Genomic DNA, 19,655 nt, shown 5'->3' on the forward strand with positions numbered 1-19,655 from the left:
GATCAGCTTTCTGGCGGCGGCGTTTTGCTCAACCGCGCGGTTAAATCCCGATGCGCCAGCAAACATTCAAAGATCGCCCTTTCGTAGGCATAGCGCGCCGCGGCGGCTCCGCGAAAAGGCCCGCCCGCTATGCCGTAAGCATAAAGCCCCATCAGCAGCGGCATCACCCCCCATTTCCGCAACCGATCACGCCATTTCAAATGCGCGCCCGCTTCCAACCGCTGCATTTCTTGCGCCGAATAGGTAAGCTGCGCAGTGATCCAGCACTCTAACGGTTTGCGGTCATCGTGAAAAAGCGGGGCCTTGAATTGATACACCGCGCCATCCAATTGAAATTTATGTCCATGCCCAACCTGCAGCACCTGAATCATCGCGCGCCGGAAAAGTCGAATTTGCGCCGGATAGAGCGAGCCTGCCAGAGGCTGCCCAACCATGCAGTATTGGAAGGAAAAAAGCCCGCCATCATACGCGCCCGGCAAGAAGCGTTGAAAAATCTCTTCGACCAGGGTCTGGCTCAATGGCATATCCGCATCCAACGCCAAGACATACTCAGTCGCAATACCCGTCTGCTGAAGCCCAAACTCAGTTTGTTCTTTGAATGAATCGAAGGCGCGCACGCGCCAGTCAACATTGGGGAAGGACCGCGCAATCGTTTCGGTGTCGTCGTTTGATCCAGAATCGAGCACCACCACACGATCTGCCCAGGTCAACGAGGCTAGTGTGCGAGCTATGTTAGGCTCCTCGTTATAGGTCAGCAGCAGCGGTGTTATCTGACAAGGGACTTTTGCCGGCAGCATCTAGTTCAGTACTTTCCCCAGTTGAGATACCCGTTTCCCACTGTTTACCCTTGTCCGCAAATATCGGTGTATAAGCTGACCAATTGTTCGGCGACGGCAGACCAACGATAACGCTGGAGTACCAAATTGCGCGCGGCCTGTCCATGTGCCAAACGTTCAGCCGCCGACGTCAGCGCCTGGTGTAATGCCGCCTCAATCGCGCGCTCATCCAGCGCAACTACCCAACCAGCTCCCGCCGCTGTTACTTCATCGGCAAGATTTACCCTTTCGCTAATCAGTACCGGCACTTCACAAGCCATGGCCTCGACCAGGGAAAGACCAAAATTTTCCTGATGTGAAGGCAGGGCGAAGAGGCCGGCTCCCCGCAACGCGCCGCGCTTTTGTTCACCTTGTAACCAGCCCGCAAAGACGACGCGCGCCTCGCCGTTGGCAAGGCGCACCGTGCACCGCAATTGCTCGACATAATCCGCTGCGCCTTCGCCCGCAATCACCAGTTTCCACCTGCGCAACGAAACTTCATCCGTCAAGCGCAAAAATACTTTGATCAACGTTTCCAGGTTCTTTTTGGGGTGCAGCCGGCTGAGCGTCAAAACGTATAAACCCTCAGACAAGGCGGGATGCTGTGCTAGAAAAGGGTTCGCGTTAGTGGCAGGCCGCAACAACGCCTCATCCACACCTAAGGGAATTACTACACCATGTTGCAACCCCAAGGTAGTTTCGGCCAATTCTTTTTCGGCGCCAGCGGTGTAATGGATTGCCGCCGCCCCGCGTAACATCTGTTTCACACCCAAATGCCAGACGAGTTGCTTGCGAAAGCGCTTTTGTCGCAGGCCCCAAGGATCGAGATTGCCGATGGTACGGACAAGGTAAGGAATATGCTGACGGCGACAGGCACGCGCAGCTGCTAAACAAGCATGGGAAAAAACGGCGTGAATATGCACTAAGTCATATTTAGAGACATTCGTTCTTAGCCAGGAACCTAGCCCGCTTGAGTATTTGAACGCCTCGCTAAAGTCACGTTGAAAAAAAATTGTCGGCGTTCCTTGGTACTCATTCAATATTCCCAATAGCTCTGGCAACACTGCGGCACCATCGGCATTGGTGGTGGCAATCTCTGTAACAACGCCAGCATTTTTTAAGTGTGCGCAGATTTGATAAACAGCGTGGCTGGGGCCGCCGTAACGAGCCGCAACGGCAGGAATAACATGCAAGACCTTCACCTTTCTACCTCATGCTGCTTGCTTGAAAATCGCCTGCACCAAGCGTTGTTGAAAGCTATGCGCCGTAAAGAGCGCTTCATAACGGTGGCGGGATTGCGCCGACCAAAGCTCCCATTCCGTTCCCGCGCGCAGCAGGCGGCAAAGCGCCTCGACCAAATCATGTGACTTGGCCGGATCAACGGCGAGCCCGGCCTCAGGCGGATTTACGACCTCTCGCGCGGCATCAAAAACACTGACTAAGCACGGTCTGCCAATCCGCATAGCTTCGAGATAGACCAAGCCGAACCCTTCGGCGCGGCTGGGCAGCGCCAGGCACATACATTTTTCTAACAAGGCTTGTTTTTGCTCCTCCTCGACCCAGCCTAATAAATGTATTTGCTGTTCCAACCCCAACTGTCGTACCTGTGTAACTAGCTCCTCTTTGAGATTGCCTGTACCAATAATGCGCAATTCGGCGGTGGGTATTTTGCGCAACACCTGCGGCCAAGCCTGAATCAATTCGCGATGACCTTTGTAATCCTCGCTTTTTTCCAGGCGGCTAATCATCAAGGTGACCGGAGGCCCAGCCGGAGCCGGCGTGGCGCTTTCCAGCGCGCAATCAATGCCGAGTGGGACCGTGATGTGTGGGGTCGTGCTGTAAGCGGGATTGAAGCGCAAAAAACGCTGCCAAGTAAACTCGCTGTTACTGAGAAACAAATCAACGCGTCGGAGCGCCTGCCGATCTAGCCAGGGTAACTTGCGCCACGCTTCAATCCCATGCAAAAAAACAATTACCTTGGCTTTTGGCAAACGAAAAAATGGCAGCAGCTTCAACAGATTTAAGTGCCAAACAAAAACTGTTTGCACCGGCCAGCTTCGGCGTAGCGCCCGCGCCACAGCGGCCTGTCTGGTTTGGGCAAAATACGCCTGCCTGGTTTCCAAGCACGTCCCAGCAGGCTCAGCAGCGGTGGTTAAAGCCGGTGCGCCATAACAAAAATAATAACTCTGTTGCGGCTGTTGCTTTACAACCCCCTGCCAGGCGATGCGCCCGCTCGCCTGAATGCCGCCGTGTAAGCCATGTTCCGTAAACAGCCCAAGGATGCCGCCGGCGCCACCTACCAATTTACACGCCCTCTGCCGCCACGCGGAGCTAAGATGTTTGGCAATGTCCGTATCTGTCCTTCAGGTTGATCTTCAGGCTGAGTTGTATTCGTTTTTTGTATGCGCAATTTCCACAACAAAATTCGATTTACGAGCAAAGCCGTGACCAGCGCCGCACCAGCCGTCGTTGTCATTTCGCCGAGCGAACCGCCCACTTGTAAGAGGCCCAGCCCGGGCAAAAAATAGATCGCAAAACCCTGCCAATCATTTTCTTTCAACCGGGCGACAGCCCCTTTATCAATTAAACCAATTAACACTCCAATGACAAAAAAACCTATCACGATGCCGGTGTAACCAAAATTGATATAAAACTCCATCACTTGGCCGATACCGACGCTGGTATTTTCGCCGAAGACGATCCCGGTGTATTCAGTGACCAACCCTTCGCTACCGGCCCGAAAGGGTTTGTCAGGCCAGATGGCTCTGGGAATGAGCGCCAGGAATGAATTCAGAATCGTTTCGCCCTTGGCATACTCACCCCGTCCGTTCGACAAATAATCAACGGCGGCTCCCACCAAATAATTTTGATTCAGCCGCGAATCAATCAAGGTCAAATGCTCCTGGTTATTCAGATCAATCAGTTCAAAATGGCTAAAGGTCGTAACCAACCGCTCAAAGCGGCTGCCATAAGCCGCCCCACCCCAAACAGCGTCGCGAATGTCACTGCGGTCGCGCATGTAAGTAACAAAGACCGAAAGCCCTAAATACACACCCAGCACAGCGGCAATCACAACGTGCCAGCGTGGCCGGTAAAACGTTGACATAAAGGTCACCACAATCAAAATCGCCACTGTGCCATAACCAAGAAATCCTTGTGTGATAACTGTCAAAAACGGTAACAAAGGCAAGGTGGCAAACCAATAAAACAGTTGCCGCCATTTACGTTGCTGATAGGCTTGCCAAATCAATAACGCCAAACCAACAACCAGGAAAGTCCACCCGGCATTCAGCAATGCGCCCAAGGTTGGTAGATTGCCAAACAATGGGATCAGCACGAAATAACTAACCAGCGCAATCCCCAGGTAAATTTTCGCCAGCCAAGGGTCGGCTTGTTGACCGGTGGCTTGTATACGCGGCCAGCCTGTCAACCGCACGATTAACGGCGTCACAATGGCATTGCCAAGCGTAAAGGCTAAAAGCGCATACATTGTCGCTTCAAAACCCAACTCTACCTGCGGCGCCTGTGGTGTGTAGTACCACGGCAGCAGATAAATCAATCCGCCCAAAAAATGATTGACGGCCAAATTCAACACATACATTGTCCCCAGCCCCACCGTGCCCAGCCGGGTTTTCCATTGGCTGTAAACCAGCAGCAATCCCGCCACACCCCAACCCAAAAGGCTATTAAGTAAGAGATTGTTGCTGTTCATAAGTCTGTTCCTTGGTTACTGACGCTGGGCCAGTTCCTGCCGGCAAATCGCTTCAAAATCCGCCGCGACATCATCCCAGTTGCGCGGCTGAAAATTCTGATAAATGTTGTGCACCATTGCGGCCAACTCTTCCCGATGTGCATCACACCAACGCAAGCGCTCGACAAATGCCTGCGCATCACGAATCGGTAAAATCCAACCGGTTTCCCCTTCGCGCAAAATATCCGGCCCGCCACAATTAGTCGTTGTCAGGATCGGCAACCCGCTCGCGGCGGCCTGCCCCAGCACCACGGCAAAGCCGTCTTGAATCGTCGGGAAAACAAATAGATCAGCCCAGGCATACCAGGCTGGTAAATCCGCCTGTGCTTGTTTGGGGACAAACTCGACGCACTCAGCCAGCTTGGCAACGAGCCCCTTGACTTCCGGCACAACCGGCCCAACCATTCTGAACATGAACCGTCTTTCCCGTGCGCCAGGCTGGCACAAAGTTTGGATCACAGCAGCCAAGTCTTGAAAACCTTTTTGAAACGATAACGCACCCACGTATAAAACACGCAAGGGTGCACCGGATAGAATCCGTCGAGAACGCGCTTCAACTACTTCTGCTGCGGGCCGAAAGGCAGTGAGATTAACCCCCAACGGCAGCAACTTAACTTTTCCGCCCGCGATCCCTTGTCCCAAAAAGGTGTCGCGCGCAAATGATGACAACGTAACGATGAGATCGGTCAACGCATATTCTCTTTGCTCCCGCGCGATCATCCAGGCACTAGGATGATCCTGTTCGACACCCGCGCGCGCCGTTTCTTCGGCTAACAAGCGGGCTTGAGCGGCGATGTGGGCAGAGCCGCGCATCAGTATTTTTAGCTGCGCGTGACCATTGAGCATCTGTAAAATCTCTTCCGCCACTCCGCTCCACAAATGCGTGACATCCCACGCCTCTTTGCATAAGGTTTTGGCGGCCCAACGGCCAAAGAGCGAATGCCACCATTCATCGCGATTGACGAACTTTCGCTGCGGGTCTAAACGATGCGCAAGGCGCGTCAGCACACCATGCAACCAAAAACTCTTTACCCGATTTACCGGAAACCCAAAGCGTTTTACCGCCCACTTAGGATAATTGGTCAACAAGGTGACGTCGTGCCCGCGTCTTACCAAAGCACAGGCGAGATCGAAAGAATGAAACCGGCCATGCACGACCAGCGCTATCTTGAGTCGCATTGGTTTGCTTTTGCCAAGTCAAGCATCGTACTCAAACGATCACAATACGTATGCCGACCCGTTGTAATTAAACGGTGCGCAACACGCGCCATTCGCTCGCGTTCGGGCTGATGCTCTAACAGCCAGCGCGCTTTTTGTAACATCTCAGGGATCGTCAAAAAATACAGCGTTGCCTGACCCTCTTCACCAAAAATCTCGCGGTGCTCAGCCGTGTCTTCCGCCAACATACAAGTTCCGATAGCCGGAATTTCAAAACTGCGCATCACGTGGCCATCGCGATTGGCGCGCCTGACCAAACAAAGCGCAATTTTTGCTGCGGCTGTCGCTCGCCGTATTTCTCCTGGCCCAGCCTGCCCTAACGTCAATTGCCGGGTTTCCTTGAAACGTTCCCAATAACTGCCGTAAAGCGCAATGCGGATCCCAGTTTGTTGTAGAGCCGCAATATAGGGCACGCGGTCGCTATCCGCTCCGCCTACAAATATCAACTCTACCGCCTGTTCTTCCTTGTGCGCCTCGGCGGCAGCATAAAAATAGTCCGGGTCGTAGCCAAAAGGCAGATAAGCTACGTTCTTACAACCAAGCATAAACAGGTCGTTGATATTTGAGCGGCGTGGCGTAAACACCACATCGTAAGACAGCAAGGTTTTCATAAACCACGGTGCATAATGCTCCTTATTCCAAGGGTCGTCAGTTAGGAAGTTAAATCGTATAACGCCAAGGCTGCCGATTTTATTGAGCGCCTCAGCATTTACTGGAGACAAACCCGTAGTAATCAAATAACGAGGCGGCGAACTTACACATACCGCCAAGACCGTCTGGCTGAATTCAAATAATCGTGTCGGTCTCCTCTCGCAAAAATACCAGTTCAGCTTGCGCAACCAACGTGGGGCTTGATAAGCCTGTCCATGATCGAGAAATTGGTGCGAGTGATCTAGTTGGCTAGCAGCTTTTGACAAGCTCTCGCCAACATTTGTACCGCCTTTGCCACCGATCAGCAGAAGCTCGCAATTCAACTCGCAGCCTTTTCGCTCTCAAAATAAACTGAGGTCATGCTTGCCGAAAACCTCGCGCTTGTTACCTGGCAAAAGACTTTGCCAGTGAAAACAACCGCTCGCGGCAGCTTTCGAATAACGACACTGGCACCAACAAAGCCATGAGACTTGTCGCCCAAAATAAGAGCTTTAGCCAAACACGGTACGTCAGCGAAAAACCGATGGCGTGTAAATCGTGCGTTGCTTTGATACCCAGACATACGCCCAGCGCATATTTCCACGACTGCACTCGCCGATATTCAACCAACCAGAAGGGATAGGTAAAGCAATAAAGCTGCTGGAATACTTTTTCCAGAACGCTATTGCGCGTGTTACGAGTGAGCGCAGGTGCTATCGCATCGGAAATCAGCGGCCCAATATAGGCCAGCGGCAGCACACGCGTTTCGATAGGGCATGGCGACAAACGCGCACGTTTAGCGTAGCTATCAACCGACTCGCCAGGAATTTGTATATCCTTCCTGACCGTGGAAAGCTCTGTGAGTAACAGCGGTTTGCCAGTCGCTACGATGCGCGCCATTAAATACATCTGGTACATTTCCGAGCCGTCCCACTTATCGGTCACCAGTTTCTGGGCTTCGGCGCGGTCCAGTAACACACCGCCAACAAACGAGACATTGCGAAAGTGCGCTGCCGCAACGCGCGGGCCGGTGCCGGCAACGCCAGTCATTCTGACACGGCGCGTTACCGTTCCTGTGCGCCAGTCTTCAAAATTCGTAATCATCGCACCTGGCGAGCCATATTTTTTTATACAATCAAACAATTGCTGCAAGGTTTCAAGCCCAGCCAATGCGTCATCGTTGCCGTGCAGAATGCAGTACTGCCCCTGAGCTAACGCGATGCTGGCGCGTAAATTGGTGTCGTAACGCAAATTGTTTTCATGACGCTGGTAAGCAAAAGATAGCTGCGACACTTTTAGGTAATTCAATAACTCATTTTCCCGGCCATCCGTTGAACCACCATCTGAAATACAGACTTCGAATTCTCGAAAGGTTTGTACGTCCAGGGATTTGCAAGCCTCAATCAGAAACGAAGTCCGGTTGTATTGAGGAATACAGACCGAGAAAATGGGCGTTTCATTCAAACGGCGAATAACAGTCATAATGACTTGCCAATACTTAGGGGAAGCAGTATTGAATCGTTTTATTCCACCCCACGCGTCCTGCGGCCTCTCAATAAGCACTGCAATAGATTTCCCCTGATAAGAAACGTTGCCTGAATGCAAGATGCCAAGCGCCGTCCATCTAATTTCAAAACTGAACTTCCTGCTCTTTTTGTAATATACCAAATTCTCTTCAAATGAAATCTGGCAATCGCTTCCAGGGAGAGGCTCAGAGCATAATCACGAACAACCTCCAGACTCTCTTTAATGTCTCGATTAGTCCGAAATGAGTTTGAAGAAACATTATTATCGCTTTGCCGGTATAAAATCAGGGTCCGTGGAATGTATTCAATGTCCCATCCGCTCGACAGACACCGTAGAAGCCATTCCCAATCACCCATTTGTGGCATGTTCGCTTTGAATCCGCCAATCGCCTCGAATGCACGCCTTCTTATTGCGCAGCCTGAGATATGCCACCAACAACCTCGCTCAATGGTATCTTTGACCGAATCTTCTGTTCCCTTGATAATTTCTATCTCGCGCCACGGGTTATCTTCTCCGTAATCAATACGCCCATCGGGGTGGAAATTATCCCAACTTGAGCAAATCGAAGCTACATTATCACCGCAACTTTGCATGCGTTCAAACATCATTGGCAGCCAATTAGGCTTCGCAATATCATCCGAATGGAGCAATAGAATCCAATCTATTTCGGCTGGCAAATTAACGATCGCATTATTCACATTACCCCTTTCACCTTGATTCTTTTCACTGTGCATTATTCGAAAAGGAGTGTTACCCATCCAAACTTGATTAGCCAACGCCATTGTCCCATCTGTTGAAGCATCGTCAGCAAGACAAACTAAGCTCAGTTTGTCACAGCCACCACGCTGCACAGAATTAAGCGTTTCGCTCAAAGTCAATGCGCTATTATAAGTTGGAATAATAAGTGCTGTTTTCAAACTAGGCGATGTACAGAAAAGGCTAATTACATCTCATTGAAATCAATTCGCTTAGCCACAGTCATATCCCCAACCGTAGAAAATGTAAAATCACCGAACTCAAGGGCGCTATAGAAGACTCGCTCACAAGTCTCATCATGCAATTCAATAACAAAGGATTTAACGTTTTTTATCCAACCCTGGTAGTTTGAGGAAAACACAATCGCCTCAGATCGCTCAATATCCAGTTTAAGTATATCAAGCGGCTTACCTTTCCAATTCGCATTTTCCAGTATCACTCCTATATCAACCGCTCTTACATCGGGAGCCTCTCCATTGCGACACTCACGCACTTGAGTGCTCCATTCTTTTCCATCCTTGTAGGAGCCACGACATACTATAAGTCCTGTCTCATGAGACCAAATACCTGCATTAATTAGAGTAACTCGATCTTTGTATGCGGCAAGGTTACGCTCCAGAATTGCAAAATTACCGCTGTCCGGCTCGACTGCAATAACATGTGCTAACGGAAATCGAGATAAAAAATACGCTGACGAATATCCTACATTGGCGCCTCCATCAATTATCAACCGTGGCTGAGCCTGATCACTAATACATGAGTATTCTTCGTGAATAAATATGTGCTTAAAGACCTCTCTATCACTCGAATCGAAGCGGCAGAATAACGGGTAATCACACAACTTGGTATAAAGCCGGTAAACCGCTCGCGGTTTATACCCTAATGAGGCAATGATCTGCCAAAACCTTTCTTTTAGTAAGAAAGCGAGAGCGCCCCAAATACCGAGTCTACTGGCTCTTGCTTGATAATCACATAATCGGGAGCTAACTTTAACAAGCCCGCCTTCTCTCCAAACGGCTAAGACTCTTTGATAGAGTGGCCAGGTATGTCGCCCTTTTGACTCCATAATCAACTCTACATTTACTCGAACGGTGATGTTTTAAGTCAATTCTTGAATTACTGGTACAAACTGCTTCTCATAGCCCCACTCCACCATAATCCGTTGCCGTCCGCATTCCCCCATTGCACGCATCTCTGCCGGATTTTCGCAGAACCAGCGTAGCGTTGCAGCAATGGAAGCCGCGTTCGTTGGATCGCACGCCAAGCCGTAGCCATTCGCCACAAACATCTCACGCCAGTCAGGCAGTTCGCTCACGATTAACGCCAAGCCACTAGCCAAGTAATCGAATGGTTTGTTGGAGGCCCCCGTCATAGCTTGCAGATTCAAATCGTTGCTGCCAGAGGGCATAAAAGCCAACCCAATGTCGCACTGCCGGCACAGCGTCAATAATTTGTACCGAGGTATGGCGTCAACGAATTCAACACGTGCCGCAATACCCAAGCGTACAACCAACTCTTTTAACTCATTTACATAACCTAAATGCCCGACCGTTTCATACCCTACTACACGTAACTTTACGGTATCCGGCAATTGCGCTAGCGCCTCAATCACAGTTGGCGGTAAGCGATCAGGCACAATCGAGCCGTGATAAAGCACCCAAAAATCACCTTGGTGCGGCGAGCGAGGCGGAGCAATTTCTTCCTGGCGCGGGCAGTTCCAAACGCACAATAAGTTGCTGTTGGTCTGGGTTGCTTCCCTGAATTTTTCCAGCCGTCTTTGATTCGGTAGGATGCAAAGACGTGCGCGACCAGCCAGACGGCGCCTGACATCCATGCAGAGGTGTAGGAAAAAGCTTTCTTGCGTTGTTACAGGCGAATCGTGTTCGTGATAAACCACACTGAGGCCGGGCAGGAAACTCAATACTAGCGCTACCGGCGTGGACAAATGATCCGAAGCGTAAATCCATTGCGGGCGCCAGCGTATTACCCAGAGTAACACCCAACAAGCGAAACATAGGTAATGTAATTTTTGCCGCCAGCCCGCCGGACTGAACGACATCTGGCGAACCTGGATTCGTTCGTGCGGGGGGAAGCGCAATTCATTTGCGCCCAGAGACCCGGTTCCTAAAAACAAAACCTGCCAGCCATCATTGGCCAAAATTCTTGAGCTATGTTCGAGCGGTGGATAACCTGCCGGGTTGGTGTATTGCAGATACAAGATTTTCACATCAACCTCAATATCGTGATTCTTAGCAAGTGACTTTGCGTCTCGACTCAGCGGTAATCAACCAAGCAACTCACTGACAACTCACTTCTAAATGACCGAGCATCTGCAATTCTGATTCACGCCCTGCTAAATGATAGACGTGTTGTCCGTTTAGCATAGATAAACAATAGCCTGCTTGTCTGATTTGTTTATCAATGTGTGAACATGCTTCTTGGCCGATGATGGTTGGATGATATTCGAGCGCAATATATTCAATAACTTGCCGTTGCAGCGTCTGTTGTGCGCCCTCAACAATTTGCAGTTCCGCGCCTTCACAATCCATTTTCAATAGCCGCACCTTGTTAATCTTGTGCTGCTGAAAAAGATCATCGAGCGTCTGCATGGCCACCGTTTCTCGCTTTGAACCTAGCTTCCAATGACGTGAAAGGCTACTGGCACCCGTATTCGTTGATGGGCGCAAGAAAAGCTGTGCTTCACCTTTGCGCGAGCCAAGTGCTATTGGATGGACAGAAATGTTTGTCACAGCATTGAGTTCAATATTCTTCTTGAGCACATGCTGTAATCGGGTTTGCGGCTCGATGCAAAAGACTTTGCCAGCTCCAACCAAAGTGGCAGCGAGTATCGAGAAATATCCCTCGTTCCCGCCTATATCAAAAAAATTATCACCAGGCCGTAACAAGCCCGTTAGCAGATTAGTCATTTGCTGTTCGTATACAGATTTCGCTAGAAGCTCATTGCCAAAGACTGAAACGGGGTCGGCCCAATAAATATGACCCAAATTCGTTTTGATGGGGATACGTCGAATCATCAATAATGTTTTGAGGAATGCCCCAAGCTGAGCAGGGCGAACACGCAGTAAGAGGTTATAGAGAGATAATTTCATATGTTGATTATCTTTGTGTTGCCGGCTACCGCACTAAATACCGATGAATACTCAGTACCTCAGAACAATTCATTTGCTTTAGTTGCTATAAGTAGCTTTGGCAATAACTTCACCATACCAATCAATAAAGCTGACCTTTTCTCCGTTAATCTTCTCGACATCGTATCCGTGTTCAGCCAATACACCCAGTAGCGAATCGCTTGTCGTCCCTGCTTCTGACCAGGCATACGGGTGAACTTCAATGTAAATTACCCGTGGCCTGCGTTGTGCGTCGCTCAGCAATCCAGCGGCACCCCGCAGAACGTGTTCTTCGTAGCCTTCAACGTCAATTTTCAACACGTCCAGGCGCTGCTTTGGGAAAAGGCCGTCGAGCGTGACGCAAGTTACTGAAGAAGTGGTGGAGGTGGCGCTTTCGGTCACGTGTCCCGTGATCCCCTGGGCATCAAAATAGACCATCCCGTCAATGGCCCCGGCAGCAGCCTTAACGCACTGCACTCGATTGTCCAAATGGTTCAAGGAAACATGCTTTTGCAAAGCCAAGTGATTTATTGGGTCCGGCTCAAACGCCGTTACTTGTCCACGTGCCCCAACACGTTGGGCGATAGCGATTGTGTAAAGACCGATAAATGCCCCAACATCCGCCACACGATCACCAGGCTTGATTTCACTCATTAACCGTTGCCAAACATCTGGCTCGTATACCTCACCCATTTGCCGAAAGCGCGGTAAAATGAGAATCCGATCCGATTCGTTAATTATCCTTTGCAGCCCATTCTTATTTGTTAGTGACACTGCCCAGTCATAAAGAGGGCGCACTCCATCCCAAAGCCAGTGCGCCCGCTCGAAAAGCTTGTGGTGGCGCACTGAGAGAAGGATTTTTTCAGCTACGTGCATAAATGAACTTGGTCTGCCTGCTTATTTTCATCTGCTGATAATCTGCAAGGTATCTGCAAAGGTACAAGTCGCTGATATAAAAGTAACATCTCTTGCGCCACTGCCTTGGTCAACCGTGGCGGTCGAATCCCTTGCCGAAGCGCAGCTAACAAATCAGGTTGTTCGTAACATTGTTGCAATAAAGTGGCCCAGGAGTTGACTGAATCTGCTTCGGCCAACAACCCATTTATACCATGCGTTACCAACTCCTCGATCCCACCCAAACGCGAACCAAGCACAGGCGTACCTGCCGCAAAAGCCTCAAGCACAACCAATGGGCCAGTCTCTAACACACGTGAGGGCACAGCAAGCAGGTGATACTCACTTAAAAGCGTAACCACATGCTGACTCGGTACCGCAGGAAGAAAGCGAATCCGGGCATCACCGGCAGCGAGTTGGCGCAACTGCTCGGCATAATGGTCTGCGCCTGTTTGCAGAATTCCATAAAGATCAAGCTCAAGCTCCAAGCCTGGCAAAGATCGCACGGCCTGGATCAGCAAATCCACGCCTTTTGTATGATCGAACCTGCCTAAAAAAACGATGCGTAAGGGATGTGCAGGAAGATTCTTATTAAGAGCAGGGAGAGATTCGTTGTTGGACAAGCCATGACGCGAGACAGCGATTTTTTCAGCAGGCACACCATTGCGCAATAACAAATCTTTTGTCCATTGGCATAAGGCAATGACTTGGTTTACTTCGCGCATCAGCGAGTGAAAGCAGGAGTGCCGCAATTGTACTAAGCCTGGCATCCGCAGGGCAGTCCAGATTCCGCCTGACAACCCTGTGGCCCCGACCAAATTACCCAGCGCGCGCGGCAGATAACTCAAGGCTTGCGCAGTGTTACGCCCCAAGCCATGCGCGTGCAAAGTGCAAGCCGTGCATGTACGCACGCTTAATTTGCCATCACAGACTTCATTACCCCAGCGCAGCAACGTTCCGCGCTGACAGGAAACCGTAGGCGTATGATAGGTGAACGCCACTTTGATGTTACGCAGCTTGGCGGCACGCACGAGACGTAACGAAACACCACGTGTGAAGGCGTGCAAATGAACGATGTCTGGCTGTTCCTGATCAAGAATCTCGGCAAAGGACTGCGCCGCCCGTTCATCGCCCTCGCCATACATCTCACGCAAGTCTTTTACGTAACTGGTTACCGCAAAGCGGCGCACCGGCAAACCAGCAATTTCGTATGCCTCGCTCTTTTCACCTGGCGCGGCAACGAGCGATGGCGCACCAAGTTGGACAAGCTCGCGCGCCAGAGACTCAACATAGATTTCTGTGCCGCCCACTTGGTCAGGGTAAAAACAAAATGGGACGTGAATGATTTTCAAAAATTACAGCCAGTTGCTCATTAATGGCGTCAGCACAGTTTTGATATGCATTTTGATGGATTCGTATAGACGACGACCAATGATTGTTCCCAAAAATTGCCGCAAAATTGGCGGCCGCATTGCGTAAGCGGGTCTATATTGCAACGCGTGCCAAAAACAGCGGCGGGCATCTGCGTCATATTGGCAGCCAAAATACTTCGTTGCCATGTCGAGATATTGCGAGCCATAGATTCGCCGTCTGGCCTGCTGCTTTTTGCTTTCGAGTGGCAAAAATTTTTCAGGCGTGCCGTATATGTGATCGAGTAACCAGAAAATTGAAGGTTCTTCGCTTTTATTAACGACTACTTTATGGTGATGGTTTTGGCTGTGTACCCGGTAATCGGCCAGCACTTGATCAATGTAATAAAAGTCGTACTCACGCGCCATTTTCAAGGTGAAGTACCAGTCGTTAAAGGCCAGCCATTCGGGAGCGGGCAACGCGTTTAACCAGGCTTCGGCACGCGCCATTACTGTGGGCGCGCAAATAAAATTCTTTTCCAGCAGCGTAATTAACTCATTGCCTTTGACATCCTTGCCGCCGTGAATTTGATCACATCGTTCAATCGTTATAACACCTTCACCGTTTATGACAGCGGCATCACCATAAACCATCCCAACCTCGGGGAACTGGGCGAATTTCGGCATAACCAGCGAGAGATAATTCAGGCGATAACGATCATCGGGGTCTATGCGCGCGATAAACTCTCCGCGCGCCTCAGCCAGTCCTTTATTGATTGTTTTGGCGTGGCCGAGGTTGACTTCATTGGCCAGGAAGCGAATACGCTGATCAGTGTATGAGCGAACAACTTCGATGGTGTTATCGGTCGAAGCGTCATCAATAACGATGATTTCATAATCGAAATTACCTTCCTGCTTAAGAATACTATTCAGGCAATCAGGCAAATAACGCGCGTAATTATAACAGGGAACAACAAAGCTGATTTGCGGTGAGTTATTCACAGGCATGACGTTTAACGATGCGTGCGGGGATTCCGACAACAGTCACATCTGGGGGAATGTCATCAATGACGACAGCGCCTGCACCCACGACAGAACGTTCACCAATACACCGTTTTTCAATCACGGTAACGGCTGCTCCAATAGAGCAGCCGTTACCCAACTGGACGCCTCCGCAGAGAGTAGCTCCGGGGTTGAGATTGCAGTAATCCCCGATCAGGCAATCGTGCGCAACACTAGCCTTCACATTCAAAATGCTGTGGCGTCCGATCCGCGCCCGCGTGGTCACAAGACTGCCCGGGGCTAAAAGAGTACCTTCACCGATCTCTACACCCACGCCCACCCAGGCGGATGTATGATGTAAAGTCACGGCCTGCAAGCTGGGCAACGCCAGCTCTTCGATCTGGCAAACAATTTTCTGCCGCAGTGGATTGCTGCCCAAAGCCGTAATGTACCCCACCCTCCCATACTTGCGAACCAACTCAGGCAAGGCATTTATTCCACCAAGTATGTGGGAGCAGTGCCAAGGCCCCGGAGGTTTTCCATCATCCAGCACACCCAGTAGCTGGCAGCCGAGGTCAAGCGCATACGCCGCTACTTCCGCACCGTGGCCACCGGCGCCAATAATAACAAGAGGGAAATCCATGCCTTTTTATTTGCGCGCCGTAGCCATCATTTCCAACATGCCGATGAGACTGCGATGGTCACGATTGCCCAGTTCGGATAGCTCTTTCATCCACTTGGCATTCCGATAATAGACTGACTCGGGGTCGGCAATGCGGCCCGTGACAATGGCCTCGATGATCTCCTCTGCCCCAGTCTGCACTTTCACGGTGGGCGCAATGCCTTCATCCTTCATGCGTGCAACAGAGACGTGATAATTGCGCAAATCCGGATTGTCGAGTTTCACAAACACGGGCCGGCAGGCCGGATTGATGCGCTGAAAAATCTCCACCAAATCCACGACGCGAAAGTTCTCGTGCGCGATGTTACAAATGAGATGTTTGTGCGCCGGATTTTCTGCGAAATAGATGAATGCGCGGGCACAATCCGCCACGTGCAAGAAAGGTCGCCATTGCTGTCCATCGCCAAACACGCGCACCTCGTTGTACAGCGCGGAGCAATAACTGAAGATGTTAATCACCAGATCGAACCTCATGCGTGGCGAGTAACCGTACAGCGTGCCGTTGCGCAGAATGGCCGGACGCCACTTTTCATCAGCGATACTGAGTAGGAACTGATCCGAATCAACCTTCGATTTCGCATAAGCCGTCAGCGGATTCGTCTGCCCATCCTCATCCACTTCGCCGGGAGCCTCACCATAGACTGAGCAGGAAGATGAGAACACAAAACGGATGCCACGCTTCTTGCAGGCCAACGCCAGATCGCGAGTGGCCTCGAAATTGACCTCCTCGGTAAGCCTTGGGTTCAACTCCGCGCTCGGATCATTCGAGATTGCCGCGAGATGAATGACCACCTCAATGTCCTTCAACAACAACTCTGTGGCTTTCGCGTCTGCCAGCAAGGTGCATATATCATCGCGTACAACCTCTACGGCGGGGCGCATGGCACGGAGGTGCTCCATGCCAAAGTAGCCGATGTCCAACGAACGGACACTGTGCCCACGCACGAGTAGTTTGGGAATCAAAACGGAGCCAAGATAGCCTGCGCCGCCGGTTACGAGGATATTCATACTGAAAGCTCAGGGTAACAGTAAAATGTAAGGCTGAGGTTTCTGCCGCTTAGCGGCAGTTGAATTTAGCCGTGGGTTTTCAACCCACGGATTACAATCGTGTGATCTGCGCGTCGCGTCAGCGACGCCTGAATTCAGGCGTCGCTGACGCGACGCGCAGCGCAGGCATTTTCTTCCCGGCGTTGAAAACGCCGGGCTAAACTCAGGTCGTCGCTAACGCGACTGCAAATTCGGCCTTACATCTTTAACACTACCAAGCTCGAATTGGGTTAAGAGATAAATCGAAATGCAAACGTCAGTAAGGTACAAACAAGTTACAGAGAGGCATTGTTTCTGCTTTGGCATTTCCATTTCAGCTTTGTTAGAGCTTGAAATAACCGGCTGCTGTTGCGAACAGATATTCCAGTTCCTCATCGCTCATCACTGTATGCAACGGCAACGAGACCAGGTTATCTTTGATGGCGTTCGTGAAGCTCAAATCCTGCTCACGATACCGTCCACGGTAAAATTTCAGGCTGTGGTTGGCCGTGTAGTAGCGGCGGACAGCGATCCCCTTGTCCTGCATGTAAGCTACAAAAGCAGTCGCCTCCTCATTGAGGATGATCGGGAAATAAAGATACGGGCACTGGACTTCCGCCAGCACCTTCATCGTCTTCAGCAAGCCCCGGGATTCCAAACCGCTGAAGAATTCGACGTAACGCGCGGCGTTCCGGGCGCGGCTCCGGATGATGAAATCCGCCTTGGCGAGGTTCCGCAGGCCTACCAGAGCGCAAACCTCGGTCATCTTTGAGTTCAGGCCAGGCACGTCTACATCGCCGCGCACCTTTTCATACTGGCCGAAGTCGCGCAGACGGCGCAGCAGGTCGTCAATCTCATGATCATTCACGATGTTACAGCCACCCTCCATGCTGTTGAAGATTTTCGTGGCATGGAAGCTGATCATCTCGCTGAAGCCGTACTCCCAAGCATGTTTGCCCTTAAAACGCGTGCCGAAGGCCGGCGCATTGTCCAAGATGACCGCCAAGTTCTTTTCCCGCGCGATCTGCCGGAGCCTTTCGAGGTTCACGATATTTCCGTAAGCGCCCACCGGCAGGATCATCCGCACGTCCGGGGAATCCACCAGCGCCTTTTCAATGTCCAGCACCAGGGTTGCATCTACGTCACAAAAGACCGGGCGCAGATTGTTCATCACTACCGCATTGATCGTGCCGGAAAAGGTGAACGAGGGAACCAGCACCTCGAAGGATTCATGCGGCCCCACTTTCAGCTTGTGCTTCCAAGCTTGAATCAAGTGGTACAACGCCATCTCTCCGTTACAATTCACAGAGGGCTTGATCTGGCAACCATAAAATTCCTGGAGCTTGTCTTCAAACATCCTCACATGCGATGAGTTATTTGTGACAAGGCCGCTCTCAAGACATCTGGCAAATTCATCCGCAATCTCTGCAATACCAGGCATGAAGGGTTTGACGATGTTGATATTCATGAAAAGAAGTCTAGTGCCAGCCGTAAGCGCGCATCGTTATTGCCGAAACCAAAAATAATATCCGTTACACGGTATTTGAGATCATCGCCCAACTGTTCGACACCACCAAGAATCACACTGCCACCAAAGGCCTCACCGGCCCGTTGCGGCTGACAATCATCAAGATAGCCTGAAATTTCATATTCACCAGATTGACGCAAAATATCAGCCACCACCAAGGCGTGCCCTGAAGCTCCTCAGATAATTATTTTATGCACTGTAAGAAAACGAATGCCCCATGCGAAGCAAGGGGCGCTCCAACCAGCGCCACGAAAGGCAGGCCAACACAATTGTTAGAGTTAGCGCCAGCAGTGTCACCAGCAATTCGAGAAAGTTTGAAATTCGCGGTTCGGCACTAAAGAAATAGCTGTGGCAAAGACCCAAAATCGGCATGTGAATCAGGTATACGCAATAAGAAATCGCCCCCAAGCTAAGCAAGAACGGCGTTCTCAAAACTACCCCTAGCCATGATTCACGATGGCTTACGGCTAATGCAAGCAAGACCGCGTAAAAAAGCGCAATCCACGTAAAAGCGACGGCTTTTGTTATCGTGCCAGCCTGTGGGTATTTGATTGTCAGCCAGCCCATGCCGAGTGCCAAAATAACAAAGACTTGATAAAGCAATTGACGACGATTCACCACAAACTTCTGAAAATCATTGCGGCGAAATAACCAAGCCACGAGTACGCCTAACATCAAGCTATCAGCCCGCGTTGCTACCATCATTTCTACTAATCCATCGCCAGCTATAAAGCCTTGCGCATGCCAACGTGCGAAAGCAAATCGAAAAATTGGCGCAGCGATAATTGAAAAAAGCACAACCCAGAGCAATTTACGCTCTGAGAAGGTCCGGACAAGAAATGGCAAGATAAAATAAAATTGCTCTTCAATCGCCAGCGACCAAGTAGGCGCAAGCCACAGCGCCCAGAAGCTGCGGCTATCGAAATAGAAGTTCTGTGTAAATGTCAGATAAGACCAAAGTGGCGCGGGGTTTTTGAAAAGCCAATATGAAAGCGATGTGCCGAATATAAACAAGAGCACGAAAAACAAGATGATATTCAGGTAATACAATGGAAAGATTCGGCAAATTCGCCGGACATAAAAAGCTCGATAATAATTGGGCGAAGCTGCCTGCCGGAGCAAAATTCCGCCAATGAGAAAACCAGAAAGCACGAAAAATAAGTCAACGCCCGTCCACGTCAGACGAAAGCAAGCCAGCACGTATGCTCCAGGTGAGCCAGGTTGAAATTTAATAGCACCCACGAAATAATGTAAAAGTAGAATCAGCAAAATCGCCAAGCCGCGTAAGCCATCCAGCTCCGTAATTCTCAGCGCGTTTTCTGACTCAGCCTTTTGCGTCATCAGCAATG

Annotated in this window: 19 protein-coding genes; all 19 read right to left on the reverse strand. The window is 50.6% G+C overall.

All coding sequences use genetic code 11. From position 1 onward, the window contains the following. Nucleotides 1–2: 2 nt before the first annotated feature. Nucleotides 3–797, reverse strand: a complete 795-nt coding sequence (locus tag HY011_21820; GenBank protein MBI3425571.1) for a glycosyltransferase family 2 protein — start codon at nucleotides 795–797, stop codon at nucleotides 3–5. A gap of 44 nt (nucleotides 798–841) precedes the next feature. Next, a complete protein-coding gene (locus tag HY011_21825; GenBank protein ID MBI3425572.1) occupies nucleotides 842–2,017 on the reverse strand; it encodes a glycosyltransferase in 1,176 nt (391 codons plus the stop codon). A 9-nt stretch (nucleotides 2,018–2,026) separates the two neighbouring features. Continuing rightward, on the reverse strand, nucleotides 2,027–2,674 hold the full coding sequence (locus HY011_21830) for a glycosyltransferase family 4 protein (GenBank protein ID MBI3425573.1): 648 nt from the start codon (nucleotides 2,672–2,674) through the stop codon (nucleotides 2,027–2,029). Between the two features lie 437 nt (nucleotides 2,675–3,111). Continuing rightward, nucleotides 3,112–4,416, reverse strand: a complete 1,305-nt coding sequence (locus tag HY011_21835; protein ID MBI3425574.1) for a hypothetical protein — start codon at nucleotides 4,414–4,416, stop codon at nucleotides 3,112–3,114. A gap of 126 nt (nucleotides 4,417–4,542) precedes the next feature. Then, on the reverse strand, nucleotides 4,543–5,745 hold the full coding sequence (locus HY011_21840; protein MBI3425575.1) for a glycosyltransferase family 4 protein: 1,203 nt from the start codon (nucleotides 5,743–5,745) through the stop codon (nucleotides 4,543–4,545). After that, complete coding sequence (locus HY011_21845; protein ID MBI3425576.1) at nucleotides 5,730–6,758, reverse strand: glycosyltransferase; 1,029 nt, start codon at nucleotides 6,756–6,758, stop codon at nucleotides 5,730–5,732. Before HY011_21845 ends, HY011_21840 begins: the two co-directional genes overlap by 16 nt. A gap of 61 nt (nucleotides 6,759–6,819) precedes the next feature. Further along, entirely contained in the window at nucleotides 6,820–7,896 is a 1,077-nt protein-coding gene (locus HY011_21850) for a glycosyltransferase (protein MBI3425577.1), read from the reverse strand. Nucleotides 7,897–7,937: 41 nt separating this feature from the next. Beyond that, on the reverse strand, nucleotides 7,938–8,858 hold the full coding sequence (locus tag HY011_21855) for a glycosyltransferase family 2 protein (protein MBI3425578.1): 921 nt from the start codon (nucleotides 8,856–8,858) through the stop codon (nucleotides 7,938–7,940). 26 nt (nucleotides 8,859–8,884) lie between these two features. Further along, on the reverse strand, nucleotides 8,885–9,763 hold the full coding sequence (locus tag HY011_21860) for an FkbM family methyltransferase (GenBank protein MBI3425579.1): 879 nt from the start codon (nucleotides 9,761–9,763) through the stop codon (nucleotides 8,885–8,887). 33 nt (nucleotides 9,764–9,796) lie between these two features. Further along, nucleotides 9,797–10,936 (reverse strand): glycosyltransferase, encoded by a 1,140-nt coding sequence (locus HY011_21865; protein MBI3425580.1) that lies wholly within the window; start codon nucleotides 10,934–10,936, stop codon nucleotides 9,797–9,799. 58 nt (nucleotides 10,937–10,994) lie between these two features. Next, nucleotides 10,995–11,807 carry an FkbM family methyltransferase gene (locus HY011_21870; GenBank protein ID MBI3425581.1) on the reverse strand — a complete coding sequence of 271 codons (813 nt, stop codon included), beginning with the start codon at nucleotides 11,805–11,807 and terminating at the stop codon, nucleotides 10,995–10,997. 78 nt (nucleotides 11,808–11,885) lie between these two features. Continuing rightward, on the reverse strand, nucleotides 11,886–12,701 hold the full coding sequence (locus HY011_21875; GenBank protein ID MBI3425582.1) for an FkbM family methyltransferase: 816 nt from the start codon (nucleotides 12,699–12,701) through the stop codon (nucleotides 11,886–11,888). Further along, nucleotides 12,692–14,071 (reverse strand): glycosyltransferase, encoded by a 1,380-nt coding sequence (locus HY011_21880; protein MBI3425583.1) that lies wholly within the window; start codon nucleotides 14,069–14,071, stop codon nucleotides 12,692–12,694. The genes HY011_21875 and HY011_21880 overlap by 10 nt, the downstream gene beginning before the upstream one ends. A 3-nt stretch (nucleotides 14,072–14,074) precedes the next feature. Beyond that, nucleotides 14,075–15,076, reverse strand: coding sequence for a glycosyltransferase (locus tag HY011_21885; protein MBI3425584.1), 1,002 nt, complete (start codon nucleotides 15,074–15,076; stop codon nucleotides 14,075–14,077). Then, entirely contained in the window at nucleotides 15,063–15,713 is a 651-nt protein-coding gene (locus HY011_21890) for an acetyltransferase (GenBank protein MBI3425585.1), read from the reverse strand. Before HY011_21890 ends, HY011_21885 begins: the two co-directional genes overlap by 14 nt. Nucleotides 15,714–15,719: 6 nt before the next feature. Beyond that, complete coding sequence (locus HY011_21895; protein ID MBI3425586.1) at nucleotides 15,720–16,760, reverse strand: SDR family oxidoreductase; 1,041 nt, start codon at nucleotides 16,758–16,760, stop codon at nucleotides 15,720–15,722. A gap of 361 nt (nucleotides 16,761–17,121) precedes the next feature. Next, nucleotides 17,122–18,246 (reverse strand): DegT/DnrJ/EryC1/StrS family aminotransferase, encoded by a 1,125-nt coding sequence (locus HY011_21900; GenBank protein ID MBI3425587.1) that lies wholly within the window; start codon nucleotides 18,244–18,246, stop codon nucleotides 17,122–17,124. After that, nucleotides 18,243–18,458 (reverse strand): hypothetical protein, encoded by a 216-nt coding sequence (locus HY011_21905; protein ID MBI3425588.1) that lies wholly within the window; start codon nucleotides 18,456–18,458, stop codon nucleotides 18,243–18,245. Before HY011_21905 ends, HY011_21900 begins: the two co-directional genes overlap by 4 nt. 37 nt (nucleotides 18,459–18,495) lie before the next feature. Continuing rightward, nucleotides 18,496–19,647, reverse strand: coding sequence for an acyltransferase (locus HY011_21910; GenBank protein ID MBI3425589.1), 1,152 nt, complete (start codon nucleotides 19,645–19,647; stop codon nucleotides 18,496–18,498). Nucleotides 19,648–19,655 lie beyond the last annotated feature (8 nt).

This window comes from Acidobacteriota bacterium (assembly GCA_016196035.1).
Taxonomy (GTDB): Bacteria; Acidobacteriota; Blastocatellia; order RBC074; family RBC074; genus JACPYM01.

Coding starts and splice junctions, on each gene's coding strand:
- HY011_21820 (MBI3425571.1), bottom strand. CDS start 797: ATGCTGCCGGCAAAAGTCCCTTGTCAGATAACACCGCTGCTGCTGACC.
- HY011_21835 (MBI3425574.1), bottom strand. CDS start 4,416: ATGTATGTGTTGAATTTGGCCGTCAATCATTTTTTGGGCGGATTGATT.
- HY011_21840 (MBI3425575.1), bottom strand. CDS start 5,745: ATGCGACTCAAGATAGCGCTGGTCGTGCATGGCCGGTTTCATTCTTTC.
- HY011_21850 (MBI3425577.1), bottom strand. CDS start 7,896: ATGACTGTTATTCGCCGTTTGAATGAAACGCCCATTTTCTCGGTCTGT.
- HY011_21860 (MBI3425579.1), bottom strand. CDS start 9,763: ATGGAGTCAAAAGGGCGACATACCTGGCCACTCTATCAAAGAGTCTTA.
- HY011_21870 (MBI3425581.1), bottom strand. CDS start 11,807: ATGAAATTATCTCTCTATAACCTCTTACTGCGTGTTCGCCCTGCTCAG.
- HY011_21875 (MBI3425582.1), bottom strand. CDS start 12,701: ATGCACGTAGCTGAAAAAATCCTTCTCTCAGTGCGCCACCACAAGCTT.
- HY011_21885 (MBI3425584.1), bottom strand. CDS start 15,076: ATGCCTGTGAATAACTCACCGCAAATCAGCTTTGTTGTTCCCTGTTAT.
- HY011_21890 (MBI3425585.1), bottom strand. CDS start 15,713: ATGGATTTCCCTCTTGTTATTATTGGCGCCGGTGGCCACGGTGCGGAA.
- HY011_21895 (MBI3425586.1), bottom strand. CDS start 16,760: ATGAATATCCTCGTAACCGGCGGCGCAGGCTATCTTGGCTCCGTTTTG.
- HY011_21900 (MBI3425587.1), bottom strand. CDS start 18,246: ATGAATATCAACATCGTCAAACCCTTCATGCCTGGTATTGCAGAGATT.
- HY011_21910 (MBI3425589.1), bottom strand. CDS start 19,647: ATGACGCAAAAGGCTGAGTCAGAAAACGCGCTGAGAATTACGGAGCTG.